Below are 15,613 nucleotides of genomic sequence, written 5' to 3'. Positions count from 1 at the left end.
ATCGCAAGCTACTGCGACGCATGGCGCAATATCTGCCCCTTTAGTTTTAGCTGCTGCTGTAGCTGCCGCTCCGCCCGCTGCGCCTCGCTCTTATCCAGAAACGGCCCTACCCGCACCCGAAAGAAGCGGGTGCCGTTAATATCGGTAGTGAGCACAAAGCAGCGATGTCCCTGCTCACGCACCTTATCACGCAGCGCCAGCGCCCCCTGTTGGCGGGTAACACTGGCGATCTGTACCACCCAAGCGAGAGCGTTATCTGAGACGGGAGGCACCTCTGTCTCAACAGGTGGTTCGGTCACAGGTTGTGCAACCGTCGGTTTAGGATCGTGGCTTGGGGGACTGGAGGGCTCTGGTGTCTTGTTCGGCTCCGGTTCATAGCTCGGCTCTGGGGCGGTGACCACCGTCTCGTCATTAAACACTAACTGATCTGGGGTTGGCAGTGGCAGCGACTCATAGCTAAATACCGGTTTAGGGGGGTGCGGCTCAAGGGAGGTTATTTGGGTAGTCGCCTCTCTACCCCCGAGTAGCATCGGGATAAATATCACCGCCAGTGACAACAGCACGACGGCTCCAACTAAGCGCTGTTTTAGCTGTTCACTCATCAATTAACGCCCCTACTGCGGCGACACTATAGAAAGAACCAAACACAATCAGGCGATCGGTCGTCAACAACTGACCACGCAGCTGTCGCCATACTGTGGTCAGGTCGCTATGATAGCAGGCCTCTCCCCCCGCTGCCGTAATAACCCGTTCAAGTTCGCGTCCCGATAGCCCCCGTTCCCCCTCTGAATCGGTCACATACCAAAGATCAATCAGAGGTAGCATTATTTTAATCACCGTGGTGTAGTCCTTATCGGCCAGCATCGACAACAGAGCTAGCTGTCGTCCAGAGGCAGGGTGGCGGCGCAACCAGTCGCTAAGGGCGGCGACCGCCTGCGGGTTATGGGAGACATCGAGCAGACACTCCACCCCTTCAGGCTGCACGACTCGCCGCTCTAGCCGTGCCGGTAGTGACCAGTGGCGCAGCGCCTTAATAACGCTCGATAACGAGATTGAAACAGACACCGGCAGTCGCTGCTGCAACATCACCACCGCAGCGGCGTTACTCAGTTGATGCTCTCCGACCAGTGCCGGTAGCGGTAGGGTAAAACGGTGGTTATCGCTCTGCCACTGCCACATCGAATGCCCCTGCTGCCAATGGTAGTCGCGCCCAGCTCGCCACAGCCGTGCCCCCCTTCGACTCGCTTCAGCCTCAATCACTTCGACAACCGCTCTGCCTCCATAGATAACCGTCTGATCTCGGCGCATAATACCCGCCTTCTCCCGCGCAATCTCAGTCTCAGTCTCGCCTAACCAAGCGGTGTGGTCGAGCCCGATGGCGCTAATAATCGCCATATCGGCATCCCACAGATTGACCGCATCGAGTCGCCCGCCCAATCCGACCTCCAACACCGCGACCTCGACCCGCCATCTCACTAGCAGAGCAAACGCAGCGAGGGTACCAAACTCAAAATAGGTCAGAGGCTGCCCCTCTCTGGCCGCCTCAACGGCGTTAAAGGCCGCTATCAGCTCACTATCGCTCACCGGCTCGCCATTGAGCGCTATCCGTTCGTTATAGCGCCACAGGTGGGGGGAGGTATAGCTTCCCACCCGATAGCCGCCGAGTTGAAACAGCTTAGTTAGCAGGGCGACAACCGAGCCTTTGCCATTCGTTCCCGCCACAGTCACCACCAGCGGAGGCTGTACTAATGCCATACGGTTTAACACCTGACGGCTACGCTCTAGCCCCATATCGATCGATTTTGGGTGGAGCTGCTGCTGCCACTGCAACCATTCAGAGAGGCTCTGTGGCAACGATCCCCCTCTAGGCGTTCGACTCATTAGGCGCAACGGGTGTCAAGCTGCTGCTATGGTACGATTTGCCATCATCATACTTAACAGGGCATGAATCCTCTCTGCTAGCTCGCGGCGATCGACAATCATGTCGATAGCCCCCTTCTCTAGCAGAAACTCACTGCGCTGAAAGCCTGACGGTAGCGTCTCTCGCACCGTCTGTTCGATGACCCGCGGCCCTGCAAAGCCGATGAGAGCATTCGGTTCGGCGATATGGATATCGCCTAGCATCGCTAGACTAGCCGAGACCCCCCCCATAGTCGGATCGGTTAATACCGAGATAAAGGGGAGCCGTTGATCACTTAAACGGGTCAGTGCCGCCGAGGTTTTGGCCATCTGCATCAGCGAAAAGAGCGCCTCCTGCATCCGCGCCCCACCACTAGCGGAGAAGACGATGAGCGGCGAGTGGTGCTCAATGGCAGCATTGACACCACGAACAAAACGCTCACCGACCACCGAGCCCATCGAGCCCCCCATAAAGCGAAACTCAAACGCAGCGGCAATCACCGCCAATCCCCTCACCTCCCCCCGCATCACCAGCAGAGCATCGCTCTCATCGGTGCTCTTTTGCGCCTGTGCGAGGCGATCTTTATAGCGTTTCGAGTCCTTAAATTTAAGCATATCTATCGGCACAACGCCACTTGCTAACTCTTGCCGAGGCTCCGGATCGAGAAACCCCTCTAAGCGCCGTCGCGCACCAATACGCATATGGTGACCACACTTAGGGCAGACCTCAAGGTTGCGCTCTAACTCCGCTTTGTAAAGCACCGAGTTGCAGCCTTGACACTTATCCCATAGCCCTTCGGGGACATTCTTCTTATTCCCCCCTTCCGTACGAATTTGGGAGGGAAAAAATTTCTGTAGCCAGCTACTCATAACCGATTATCATTCCATCTCTACTGTTAGATTATTAGCTTAACTCAACGCTTGGCGCAGCTCAGCAATAAAGGCTCCGACACTCTCGCGGGCAGCGGCTGCGTCGGCTGCGTTAGCCTCAATACGGCTGACAACGGCACTGCCGACCACAGCGGCATCGGCTGTGCGCGTAATCGCTGCCGCTGAGGCACCCTCTTTAATCCCAAAACCGACCCCGACCGGTAGCGAGGTAAATTGGCGAATATGGGCCACCCGCTGCGCCACCTCCTCGCTATTTAAGCTCCCGGCACCGGTAATCCCCTTAACCGAAACATAATAGACAAACCCGCTAGCAAGACGACAGATAGTCGCCATGCGCTCATCGGTCGTGGTCGGTGCGATAAGATAGATCATATCGATCTGCTGCTGTTTTAACGCCGCCGCTAGCATATCGCTCTCCTCCGGAGGGAGATCAACGAGCAGTACCCCATCGACACCCGCCTTAGCAGCTGCGGTCGCAAAAGAGGCGTATCCCATCACCTCGACCGGATTCAGATACCCCATCAAGATAACCGGCGTCTCGCTATCTTGTTGCCGAAACAGCGCTACCAGCTCAAGCACCTGCCGCAACGAGACCCCATGGGCTAACGCCCGTTCGCTCGCGCGTTGAATGACCGGACCATCGGCCATCGGATCGGAAAAGGGGACGCCCAACTCAATCAGATCAGCCCCCTGTGCCACCAACATCAGCATCATCGCTACCGTCTGATCCGGATGGGGATCGCCGGCGGTAATGAAGGGGATTAATCCCCGGCGCTGCGCGGCGCGTAACTTTTCAAAACGGGATTGAATTCGGCTCATACCTTCATGCCCTCTAGTGATGCAACCGTATGAATATCCTTATCACCGCGACCGGAGAGGTTCACCACTATCAACTGCTCTCGGTCGAGCGTTGGAGCGAGTTTAGCGGCATAGGCGAGTGCGTGGCTCGACTCTAGTGCCGGAATAATCCCCTCAGTTCGGGTTAAAGAGTGAAACGCCTGTAGCGCCTCGGTATCGGTCACGGCCACATATCGCGCCCGACCGCTATCTTTTAGCCAAGCGTGTTCGGGGCCGACACCGGGGTAGTCGAGTCCAGCCGAGATCGAGTGGGTACCGATAATCTGGCCATCACTATCCTCCATCAGATAGGTACGGTTACCGTGCAACACCCCCGGCCTACCAGCACAGAGCGGTGCGGCGTGGCGACCACTCTCAAGGCCATCACCGGCCGCCTCGACCCCGATAATCCCCACACCACTATCGTCCAAAAATGGGTAGAAGAGCCCCATCGCATTCGAGCCACCGCCGACACAGGCGATTAACCTATCGGGCAGCCTCCCCTCCTGCGCCAATATCTGCTCGCGAGTCTCTCTGCCGATCACCGATTGGAAGTCGCGCACCATCGCCGGATAGGGGTGGGGGCCGGCCACAGTGCCGATAATGTAGAAGGTATTATCGACGCTAGTCACCCAGTCACGCATCGCCTCATTAAGCGCATCTTTCAAAGTTGCCGTGCCCGATCTGACCGCCACCACCTCCGCCCCGAGCAGCTTCATGCGATAGACATTGATCTTTTGGCGCTCAATATCGTCAGCCCCCATATAGACCACGCACTCTAGCCCCATTCGCGCCGCTACCGTCGCCGTCGCCACCCCATGCTGGCCGGCACCGGTTTCAGCGATAATTCGCTGTTTACCCATTCGACGCGCTAAGAGCGCCTGACCGATGGTATTGTTAATTTTATGGGCACCGGTATGGTTCAAATCCTCCCGTTTAAGGTAGATTTTGGCTCCCCCTAACTCCCGACTCCAGCGCTCGGCATAGTAGAGCGGCGTCGGTCGGCCGACAAATTGGTGCAGATCGTGCTCAAATTCGGCCAGAAAGTCGGGGTCTTGCAGATAGCGCTCGTAGGCCTGCTGTAGCTGCTGTAGCGGTGCCATTAAGGTTTCGGCCACAAACATACCACCATAGGGGCCAAAGTGACCGCCAGCATCGGGCCAGCGATATTGGGTAGATGAATCAGACTCTATTGACATTACACTGCTCTACTTCGGTTAAAAAACGGCTGATTTTGGTGTGATCCTTACACCCCTTGCGCGACTCGACCCCACTACTGACATCGACCGCATAGGGGTGCACCGTGGCGATAGCGGTAGCGACATTATCGGGATTGAGCCCTCCGGCTAGGATCAATGGCTGGGTGAGGGGGGGAATGAGCCCCCAATCAAACGCCTCGCCACTGCCCCCATGCAGCTTAGGGTGCCAAGCATCGAGCAGCAGCGCCGAAGCCTCAGGATAGGCTGAGACTAACTGCACCACCGAACTGCCCGACTGTACCGCCAACGCTTTAATGTAGCGCCGCTGAAACTGGCGACAAAACTCATCACTCTCTTGGCCATGAAACTGCAAAATATCGGGGGCGATCTGCGCCAACACCGCCTCGACCTCCGTGACTGTCGGGTTGACTAGGAGCGCCACCACCGAGACAAACGGTGGTAGTCGCGCAACCACTGCCGCAGCCTGCTCCAGAGTGACCGCTCTTGGGCTCGGCGGATAGAAGACCAGACCAATCGCATCGACCCCACAGGCGGCGGCAAAGAGGCCATCCTCAGGGCGGGTAATTCCACAAATTTTGACATGAACTCGACTCATCCCACTATCCTATCAAATCGGGCCGCATTATTGCAGTCGGCACGCCAAAATGGGCCGGATAGCTGATATCAGTCAGATAGAGACCGGCCGCTGGCGCGGTCACCCCCGCTAGGCGCCGATCCCGACTCTGCAACACCTCGGCCACCCACTGCGGCGGCTGCTCGCGTCGGCCTACGGCTAACAGCAACCCGGCGATATTTCTAACCATGTGGTGCAAAAAGGCGTTTGCGCAGATATCGAACCAGATAAAGTCGCCCCGCCCCTCTAAATTGAATTTCGATACCAGCCGATAGGGCGATCTCGCCTGACACCCAGCGGCTCTTAGCGCACTAAAGTCGTGCCTGCCAACGAGCAGCAGCGCCGCCTGCTGCATACTCTCCATATCGAGCGCCTGTCGGCTCCAGCAGACTCGGTGGGCGCTCAACACCGGCCGCACCGAGCGCTGCTGAATCAGGTAGCGGTAACAGCGTCGAGTGGCGCTAAAGCGGGCATGAAATCGGCTCTCTACCGCTTTAGCCCAGTGTACCACCACCCCAGTGGGCAGATTAGCGTTGCCACCTAACACCCAAGAGCGCTCACTACGCGACGCGGTGGTATCAAAATGGGCCACCTGCATCGCCGCATGGACTCCGGTATCGGTACGGCCGGCGCACTGTAGCGCCAGCGGCTGGTTGGCCACTTGGCTTAGCGCCTCTTCACACACCTGCTGTATTGTCGCTGCGGTATGGCGCTGACGCTGCCAGCCGCAGAATCCACTCCCATCATATTCAATTCCGACAGCGATACGCACAGAGCTTAACAGTTCGACCGTTTAACCGCTTAACCGAGTTTATCCAGTAGCTGCTGCGCTTTGTGTTTCTGCTCCTCACTCCCTTCGGCCAGTACCTCTTGTAACTGGCTGCGAGCATCGGCGTCTCCCCCCTCCATCTCCATATAGGCGCGTGCCAAATCGAGCTTAGTTTCGACGCTTTCACCGCTACTATCGCTCTCGCCTTGGGTCAAATCATCTCCAAACATGGCATCAAAATCGGGGATTTCACCTAAATCGGTCAGAAAATCGTCGCCGCTCCCCTCCCCAAGGTCAAGCTGCTGCGCTAGCGCGGCTAGCTCCGACTCATCCTCTGCTACCTCAGGGAGGCTATCTAACTCCAGCTCACTCAAATCAAGCAGTGCATCGCTCGCATCAGTCTCAGGGATGGGCGGGGTAGCCTCGATCCCCTCTAGTTCGGTTAAATCGATATCTAGATCATCAAAATTGAACTCAGGCAGGGCATCGCCCCCCCCATTGTCAGTATGGGCAGCAGCGACATCACTCTGCTCCAGAGCTAACTGGTCTAGTTCAAGGCTAAAATCTAGCTCAGCCTCGCCACTCGGAGAGTCGTTCTCATCGGGCAGCGTCAGATCGAGATCGGCCAAATCGTCTAGGTTAAGCGGTGCCTCCTCATCCGTGTCGCGTTCGCTCTCCTCGGTCAGGGGCGGTGAACTCTCTAGGTTGAGATCGAGGTTAAGCAGCTCTCCTAGTGAATCCTCCATATCCATAGTTGCGGCTGCGGCCACGCCACCGCTAGCGACAGAGGGTTTAGTCGCCTCACTGTTCTCTTTCTCTTTCTCTTTATCGCTATCACCCCTCTCTAGCTCTAGCTCCTCAACCGTAAAGTTGAGCAGCGCATCCATCTCGCTATCCCCCCCCTTCTTAACGGCTTCGGTCGCGGTCCCCCCAAAAGTATCTCCTAGCTCAGAGAAGTCGATCCCTAAGTCAATATCTAGATCGTCGCCGACCGCTGACTCCATCTCGGCACTCAACTCGTCGAGATCGATACCTATATCGAGTACATCATCGAAGATTGACGGCTTATCACTCCCCTCTCCCTCAACCACGCCGGGCGGCAGCTCAAACTCACCCTCTTCGACATTAGCAAACAGAGGATTATCGGGGGAGATCTCCCTGCCCATCGGCACCACCTGACGCCATAACTCCTCCTGCTCCTGTAGCGCTACGCCGGCCGCTAGTAGCAGCTTATCAAACGACTTTTGATCCTTCTTTAGGTAGTAAACCTCCAGCATCTTGACCTTTAGTTCGAGTCTATCCGGCTCCTTCTCAATCGCGTGACTTAGTAGCTCCTCGGCCTGTTTAATCCGTCCATAGGCCATATAGACATCGGCCTCAGTGAGGGGATCGACGCTACTCCCCTCATCACTCCCCCCAATCGTGCTCAGACCACTGATGGCCAAATCGCTCATAAATGAGGTATCGGGGCCGCTGCCACCGTCAAAGGTTGTCGCTACCGATAACGAACCGCCGTTGCTGAGGATGCTCTCTTGAAAACCTCGCCGCCGCCGCATGATGGTAATCACTAGAGTTAGCAGAATCAGTACCAGTGCCGCGCCGCTGCCGACTAGCCACAGATTAGCCATTACCCAGTCGAGTGCCGATGGCGCTGCTCTAGCCGGCGGGGGTGGTGGCGGTGGAGGGGACGGTGGCTCTACCTGTAAAGCGGTAGCTGTGACTGCGATAGCTTCGATGTCGGTCTCGGTTCTAGTCTCAGCCTCAGCCTCAGCCTCAGCCCCAGTGTCAGTTCTAGTCTCACTCCCCTCAACCGACTCCAGATCGGAGTCAGGGTCAGTCGCCGTTGCCACCGCCTCAACCATCGGTGCCGGTACAGACGGCGTCTCAACCACGGCGCTGTCTGTCGGTGGCACCTCATCGTTACCGGCTAACTGCTGTAGTTGTGCTAACTGGGGATTTTTCAGCGCTATCAGGCGCTTTACCTGCTCTAACTGCTGCTGCAACTCACCTAGACGCTGCCGCAGCTCACTATTCTCCTGCCGTTGTGCTTCAGAGGTCTCTAGTGCTAGCAGCAGCTCCTGTCGCAACTGCTGCTGTAACTTATCGTTGTCACCCTCGCCACTACCGGAGAGATCAAGCTCACGCCCCCCTTCGCTCGGAGAGACCAGTTTAACATTAGGTCGTTGAGCCACAACGCGATCAGCCGGCGGCTTCTCTGGTGCAGGCTCCGGCTGACGCTTCTCCGCCTCGGCCGCCATCTGTAGCCGCTCCTGCTCACTCTGACGCCGTAGCGCCTCTATCGCCGCGGGGGACGCCATACTCGCCACCAGCGCAGGCTCGCTCAGGCGCAAAATCACCCCCTGTTTTAGGCGGTTAATATCTCCCTCCATAAAGGCTTCGGGATTCTCCCGAAACAGCGCCTGCATAATCTGCTGACGGCTTGCTTGCTGATTTGAGCGATACTCACCGGCAATACGCCACAAGGTATCGCCACGACGCACCGGCCCGTAGGTAAAGGTCTCGCCACTTGCGCTTGCCCCAACCGAAGCGCCCCTGCCACTCCCCCCCCACTCCGGTGGTGGTTGAAGCGGCTGAGCCGCGACCCTAACCGGTTGATTGCGGTTATACTCTGGCGGATCGAGCAGTAGCGTATATTCACGCAGCACCCGCCCCCCAGGCCAGAGCGCCTCGATGACAAAATCAAGAAAAGGCTCGCGAATATTCTCCTGACTGGTGATCCGAACTACCGCTTTGCCTTGAAGCGACGGTTCGACCTGAAAACGGAGCGAGAGTAGATGCTGCGGGCGCTCAAGACCTAATTTAGCAAAGGTCTCATGGGAGGCTAAATTGATCGATAATCGATTTAAATCATCGGGCTCCGCTGAGAGTAGCTCAATTTCGGCATTGAGTTGTTGATTGAGAGCCGAATAGAGCCGAATCTCCCCCAATCCGAGGGCAGCAGCCAGCGATGGCAATCCAACCAGAACCGAGAGCAGACCGGCTATCAGTCTATAGTTCATCCTCTTTCCTTAAAACGCTTTGCACAGAGTCTTGTCTGTTTACTCTTCCTAATGTCATTAAGTCCTCTGTTGCGATCTTGCAGAGTATAATGGCACCAACTACCCAACCCGCACCTCCTAGCAAAATCGACAACCACTAAGAGAGCACGACAACAGTTTGGGCAAAACTATACCCCACTCGCGGCTATTTCCAAACAGTTTATTGGTTAAAAGCGGCGCTAATTCACACCCACTAGAGGGTTAGCTTGTTCGCCAACGCCTCATAGTACTCTAAATTGGGAATGGCATAGGGGATCCCAAGGTAGCTCACCCGTTGCAGCAGTGGCTGATTTTGTAACACTTCGCCACGGGCGCTCAAGGTGGTGCTACCGATAGTCAACTGGTGCGGCACCTCATCGAGCGCAATCCCATAAAAGGGGCGTCGGGAGTCGGCACAGAGCTGATTCATCACCGCAATTCGGCGATGTTGTCGCGGCGATGGCACCTTTTGTCGCTCCAACAGCGGTTGCAAGGTTATCAGCGGCATCGAGTGGCCACGCCAATGGTAGAGACCGAGTAGCCACTTTGGGGGGTCACGCATCCTCTCCGGTTCACTGTAGGGCAGAATCTCCGCCACGGCGGCGTTAGGGACAATCAATGGCTCCGAGAGGGCAACCGGCAGCGAGAGGCAACGCAGGCGCCGTTCGCTATCTTGATAGATATTGGCCATGCGCTATACCTCCACCAGTAGCTGCTGTTGAATCGCCTGTAGCAGATCTGCTTCGGCGTAAGGTTTGGTCATATAGCGGTTAACCCCGATCTCAAAGGCGCGATTGCGATGCTTATCCCCGCTACGAGAGGTGATCATGATGATTGGAATATGGCGCAAACGCTGATTATTGCGAATATGGGTCGCTAGCTCAAAACCATCCATCCGCGGCATTTCGATATCAAGCAGCATCACATCGGGCAGGGTATGATCCAGCACTGCGATCGCATCGACCCCATCTTTCGCGGTGACACAACGGATATTCTGCCGCTTGAGCATGCGTTCAGTCACCTTGCGCACCGTAATGGAGTCATCCACCACCATGACCAACGGATCGATATTTTGCTGCCTCTGATGCTGCTCCTGCGCCTCGTGCAGTGCTCGCTGTTGCAGCTCCTCATAGAGTTGCGTCCGGTGGCGAATTAGCGCTGGCACATCCAGAATCAGCACCACACTCCCATCCCCCATAATCGTTGCACCGGAGATCTTCGGTAGTGCGCCTAACTGTAGTCCTAGCGACTTTACCACCACTTCGCGGCTACCGATTAGGCGGTCAACCATCATGGCAACCTTATGCTCACCACTTTGCACCAAGATTAACGACTGTTTACCCTCATTCTCGATAATCGAGTGAACCATCTCCCCTAAAAGATGGGTGAGGTGAAACATTTCGTAATCGCCATCTACCCACTCAAATATCGGTTTATCTTCATTCAGAAGCTCAAGTAGATCGCTATTATCGATCCGCTCAATCGTACGCACACTTAACAGCGGCAGCGCATAGACGCTCTCACCGACTTCGACTAACAGCGCCCGAGTCACTGTCAGATTAAGCGGCAGACGAATGGTAAAGGTGGCCCCTTGATCCGCTACCGATTTAAGGTGAATCGCACCACCGAGTTGACGCACTTCGCTATTGACCACATCCATACCGACGCCGCGCCCCGCCACTTGACTCACCCCCGAGGCGGTAGAGAAGCCCGACTCGAAGATAAATTGCAGCATCTCCTCGTCACTTAACACGGCATTGACCGGAATTAGGCCACGCGCTACCGCCTTTTGTCGCACCTTATCGATGGCAATTCCGCTCCCATCATCGCGAACATGAATAACAATCTCCGACCCTTCGCGCTCGACCATAATGGCAATTTCACCCTCAGCAGTCTTACCCCGCTGCTGTCGCTGCTCTGGTGACTCAATGCCGTGCGCTAAGGCGTTGCGCAGCAGATGCTCTAAGGGTGCAATAATCCGCTCAACGACATGGCGATCCATCTCTACTTCGGCGCCACGAATCAGTAAGTTGGCCTTTTTGCCCAACTCGCTAGCCACTTGTCGAACGAGTCGCCGCAGACGCGAGGCGTAATCGGCTAGAGGAGTCATTCGGGTCTGCACTAAACTCTGTTGCAATTCAGAGTTAACCCGAGACTGCTGTAGTAACAGCGTCTCAGTATCACGCGATAGCCCTAGCATGGTATCTTCGATATTTTGAATATCGGCCAGTGACTCCATCATGGAGCGCGATAGCTGCTGCATGGTGGTAAAGCGATCAAATTCGAGTGGGTCGAACTCGCTGTTACTCTCGACCTCCCCCTCTGCCCGATACCCTTTAGCGTCAATTTGCGCTTCAGTTTCGATATCGAATTTGCGCAGCTGCTCCCGCAGTCGTTCGATTGTCTGCTCCATCTCATAGAGCTGGCCACCAAATTTGCCTATCTGCTGCTCTATCCTAGAGCGGTAGATACTCATTTCACCGGCAAAATTGACCAAATTATCGAGTAGATCGGCCCGTACCCGGACAATATCTTGGGTGGCTCGCTCCGATACGGGTGTGGGTGTGGCTGCGGCTGCGGCTGCTACATCTCTCGCGGCTGTCGTGGGTGGTTCAGAGGGGGCGCTCTCTGTCGCAACGATAGTCTCCCCCTGCTCCCGCTCGACGAGGCGTAGCGACTCACCGCAACGCAGCCGCTCAAACAGTGGGACGAGATCATCCCCCACCACCACCGGCTGCTTCGCCTCTAGCTGCTCGACCATGGTCGTTAAACGACGCTGAGCCAATGTCAGTGACTCCAGCAGGGGGGGGGTTAATAGCACAGCGCTCTCAAACAGGGCCTCTAGCGCATAGCAGAGCTCCCCCATCGAACTCAGGCCAGCGAGGCGCGCCCCCCCTTTGAGGGTGTGAAGCTGGCGTTGTAAAATGCGTGCCAGTTCAAAGTTATCGGGCTGCTCCGACCAGAGATGGAGCGTTCCATCGCTCGCATCGAGTAGCTCTTTGGCCTCCTCCAGAAATATCTCCAGTAGATCGGCATCCTCATCGTCATAGTTGACCTCATGACAAGGGAGTTGCGAACTCGGAGTCACCGCTACTTCAACAACGCTAGGCTCAGGAGGAGTCTCCTCATCCTTAACGATTGCGGCTTCGACGACGGCTGTCTCACCCCGTTGCAGCCTCTGTAGCTGCTCAATAATCGCCCTAGCAACCGTCACCGCTTGGCGCTGCTCTACCTGTTGTAACATTCCGACTAGGCGATCATGCGCTAACTGTAGCAGCTCAAATAGCTCACGACTGCTCGGCAGCCGCCCCTCGACCACCGCTTCAAAGGCCGACTCTAGCGCGTGGCTTAGATCACCCATGGGGGTAATTCCCCCTAATCGCGCCCCCCCTTTTAGTGTGTGGAGATGGCGCTGTAGCTCTCTAGCCCAGCTCAACTGCTGTGGATTTTGAGCCCACTGGTGTAGGGCACTCTCGCTCGCATCGATTAACTCTTCGGCCTCGACCAAGAAGATCTCAATCAGCTCCGCATCATCCCCGCTATACTCGGGCATCATGCACTCTTCGACCGGCTCGGCCACTGAGACTAGCCCCTGCTCAGGATGGGTGCCATCGACTCTGCCGATACCCTCGCTAAGCTGCTGCAGCCGTTGCAGTAGTGAGGTAACCGAGGGGTAGTTATCCCCCCCCGCGAGTAGCTGCTCTCTGACCGTGAAGATATAGTCGATGGCATCACTCAACAGCTCTCGCATCGCCACCGAGACATCGGTACCACTTAACTGCATCTGCCGCACCACCTCCTCTAGCGGCACCATTAGCGCCGGCACGGCCTCAATACCGGCCATGCGGGAGCTGCCGTTAAGGGTGTGTATCGCTCGCATCACCGGCTCATCAATTGTCCGCCGCTGACTATCATCGATAAATTGGCGCAGGGTATCGAGATGCGTATCTGTTTCGGCACTGTAGATGGCTAACAGTTCAGCATCATAAGCACTGTCTTCAGCTGAGGGGTCTGCTCTGCTCACCACGACCGCTGCCGGCGGCTCGTCAACCACCGATTCGGCAACCGGCATCCCCATGCCATCAACTAGCTCGTGAGCAAACGATTGCAATAGCTGGTAATCGACGCTAATCGGTTCCCGTTGAGAGAAGTTGGCGATTAGCTGCTCTAGCGCCTCTAACGCCTGCTCTAGCATATCGAAAAGGGTGGCGCTAGGAGCCAACTGCCCCTCAAGTATTTTGTTCAGCAGTTTCTCAAATGCCCAAGCAAATTCGCCTAATCTCGTCGCGCCGACCAGCCGGCCACTCCCCTTTATGGTATGGAAGCTGCGCCGAATAGAGCCAAGAGCGTCGCTATTTTGTGGATTCTGTTGCCAATGCGGCAGTTCGGTGGCGATACTCTCAAGCTCTGTCTTAGCCTCGTCGATGAATATCTCTAAAATCTCCTCATCGATCTCCTCTCCCTGCTCCTCCTCTAGCGCCTCAGTCGGCTGTTGCGAAGCGGTCGAAGCCTCTTCACCAGGCACCGTCTCATCAGCCATCGGTGCAGCATAGTCGGTCGCGATCCAGGCTAAATCCTCACTTTCACCCTCATCCTCATCCTCACCCTCATCGGCTAGCTCGTCGCTCGCCTTAACCGCGAGCTGTAACGGCTCTAGGGAGTTAAGATCGATACCGAGAGCGACAAAAGAGGTCTCAGCCACTCGGAGAATGAGTGCGGGGTGAACTCTCTTCTCTACGAAAGCATCTAAAAAGTACTCGGCAGCCATAAACGCATCGGCAAACATATCGAGTCGCGCCGCTGGTGGTAACGAATCGGCACCAATGAGCTCTCGTTGAACAAATAGGCCGCAGGCGTGAATTAACTTCGCTAGTCGCGAATAGTTGAGCATAATCAAGGTTCCACGCAGCTGATCAAGCTGCTGTAGCGCCTCCGTCAATAACTCGGCTTGACCACCTTGTTCGAGATAGTCCGATAGCTGTGCGCGTACTTTAAGCAGCTCGCTACGAGCCTCCTCCATCGCATGTTGAATGACGACATTATGGCTAGAGGAGAAGAGTTCGCCCCCCCCCGTCTCGTCTGCTGCGACACTGGTATGCTGACTCCACCCCTGTAGGGTCGCTTCGAGCTGCAAAATCAGCGTGGCAGCATCCATCATTAACTCCAGACCGCCCCCCTGTTCAAGGAGAGTCTGTAGGAGAGAGCAGACCTGTTGCAGATCGTTAACCGCGTCACTCTGCTCGATAATCATCAAGGGGGCTCGCATCCTCTGTAGCTGTTCGAGCAGCGATTGTAGCTTCTCATCTTCTCGATTACCGGTACGAACACAGAGGTCGAGTCGCTCCTTAATGGTCGTTAACTCGCCCAGAATATCGTCCGCTAGTGCCTGACGGGTCTCGCTGTTAATCGTCGCTACCGCATCATTAGCCCCCCAAAATCCCCCTAGTGCAAAGGCGTGATAGACCTCTGCCGCCACACTCTGTAGCGGATAAGAGGAGTTGGTCGTCGCAACTCTCCACAATAGCCAGTAGTTGAGCTTATCGATGGTAGCCCACGGTAGCTGCTCCGACTCCCCCTGTCGAGAGAGTAGCTGTACCATTTCGACGATCTTCTGTATCCCGCCTAGACTCTCCTCATCGAGCGGTATTTTTTGGCTCTGCAACCCATCGACAAAAGCGGTCGCTATCCAGAGCCAGCGCTGCATCCGTTCATGGCTCAGATAGGGGGCCAGTTTTTGCAATACGGTCATCACGACGGCGAGCTGTTTCGACGCCTCCCCCTGCGGCAGCGCTATAACCGCCGCTTGCAGATATTTGAGCAGCTTGGTCGCCGCTTGCCGCGCGGTCTCCTTACCGGCTAACAATCCAGCAAACCCCTCCGGTACCGGAACCGAGAGCGAGGGTTGAAAATAGTCAAGCCGTTTGAGAGGCGGCTCTCCTAATACCCCTCTAAGCTGATTCAGGGGCGATAGTAGCGCATAGAGCGAGTCGGGACGCCCTTGGGCGATGTACTCCATATATTCGGGGATGAGTAAGATCCCCTCCATCAACAACTCCGCGAGCGCCTCATCTTGTAGGTAGAGCTCACTTCTTGCCGCAAAGGCCTCTAATTCAGCCACATAGGTGGCTATCCCCTGTAGTTCGACAAGTTGCAGCGCTCCGGCGACCTGATGCAGGCAGTTTTGTAGCGCTTGAAGGTTCTCTGCGGCCTCCTGCTGTTCTAGTAGCTGTTCGAGCACCCTACGCGCTAACGCCAGATTTTCGGCGATTTCGGCCTTAATCCAGTCCAGAGTGCTGCTGTCATACTGTTGTTGCGGGTCAGCCATGCTCTACCCCCTACCTGCCGT

10 protein-coding genes are annotated in these 15,613 nt (G+C 56.1%); all 10 read right to left on the bottom strand.

Going from position 1 to position 15,613, the window contains the following annotated elements; genetic code table 11:
- Positions 1-8 precede the first annotated feature (8 nt).
- The 10 genes from D5085_11720 to D5085_11675 all read right to left on the bottom strand — a co-directional run bounded on the left by D5085_11720 (position 9) and on the right by D5085_11675 (position 15,592).
- Positions 9-602 carry a hypothetical protein gene (locus D5085_11720; GenBank protein QEP43727.1) on the bottom strand — a complete coding sequence of 198 codons (594 nt, stop codon included), beginning with the start codon at positions 600-602 and terminating at the stop codon, positions 9-11.
- Positions 595-1,881, bottom strand: coding sequence for a bifunctional folylpolyglutamate synthase/dihydrofolate synthase (locus D5085_11715; GenBank protein QEP43726.1), 1,287 nt, complete (start codon positions 1,879-1,881; stop codon positions 595-597). The genes D5085_11720 and D5085_11715 overlap by 8 nt, the downstream gene beginning before the upstream one ends.
- Positions 1,882-1,896: 15 nt before the next feature.
- Positions 1,897-2,769 carry an acetyl-CoA carboxylase carboxyltransferase subunit beta gene (locus tag D5085_11710; protein ID QEP43725.1) on the bottom strand — a complete coding sequence of 291 codons (873 nt, stop codon included), beginning with the start codon at positions 2,767-2,769 and terminating at the stop codon, positions 1,897-1,899.
- Positions 2,770-2,808: 39 nt separating this feature from the next.
- Positions 2,809-3,609 (bottom strand): tryptophan synthase subunit alpha, encoded by an 801-nt coding sequence (locus tag D5085_11705; protein ID QEP43724.1) that lies wholly within the window; start codon positions 3,607-3,609, stop codon positions 2,809-2,811.
- Positions 3,606-4,826 carry a tryptophan synthase subunit beta gene (gene trpB, locus D5085_11700; protein QEP43723.1) on the bottom strand — a complete coding sequence of 407 codons (1,221 nt, stop codon included), beginning with the start codon at positions 4,824-4,826 and terminating at the stop codon, positions 3,606-3,608. The genes D5085_11705 and trpB overlap by 4 nt, the downstream gene beginning before the upstream one ends.
- Positions 4,810-5,442, bottom strand: coding sequence for a phosphoribosylanthranilate isomerase (locus D5085_11695; protein ID QEP43722.1), 633 nt, complete (start codon positions 5,440-5,442; stop codon positions 4,810-4,812). Before D5085_11695 ends, trpB begins: the two co-directional genes overlap by 17 nt.
- A gap of 4 nt (positions 5,443-5,446) precedes the next feature.
- The gene (truA, locus tag D5085_11690; GenBank protein ID QEP43721.1) at positions 5,447-6,232 is read right to left on the bottom strand and encodes a tRNA pseudouridine(38-40) synthase TruA; all 786 of its coding nucleotides are present in this window, start codon (positions 6,230-6,232) and stop codon (positions 5,447-5,449) included.
- A 29-nt stretch (positions 6,233-6,261) separates the two neighbouring features.
- The gene (locus tag D5085_11685; GenBank protein QEP43720.1) at positions 6,262-9,249 is read right to left on the bottom strand and encodes a hypothetical protein; all 2,988 of its coding nucleotides are present in this window, start codon (positions 9,247-9,249) and stop codon (positions 6,262-6,264) included.
- A gap of 232 nt (positions 9,250-9,481) precedes the next feature.
- Positions 9,482-9,958, bottom strand: a complete 477-nt coding sequence (locus D5085_11680) for a chemotaxis protein CheW (protein QEP43719.1) — start codon at positions 9,956-9,958, stop codon at positions 9,482-9,484.
- Positions 9,959-9,961: 3 nt separating this feature from the next.
- A complete protein-coding gene (locus tag D5085_11675; GenBank protein QEP43718.1) occupies positions 9,962-15,592 on the bottom strand; it encodes a response regulator in 5,631 nt (1,876 codons plus the stop codon).
- Positions 15,593-15,613 lie beyond the last annotated feature (21 nt).

The sequence above is a fragment of the Ectothiorhodospiraceae bacterium BW-2 genome (assembly GCA_008375315.1).
In the GTDB taxonomy this organism is placed as follows: Bacteria; Pseudomonadota; Gammaproteobacteria; order Thiohalomonadales; family Thiohalomonadaceae; genus BW-2.
This window is presented reverse-complemented; position numbering and strand designations above follow the sequence as displayed.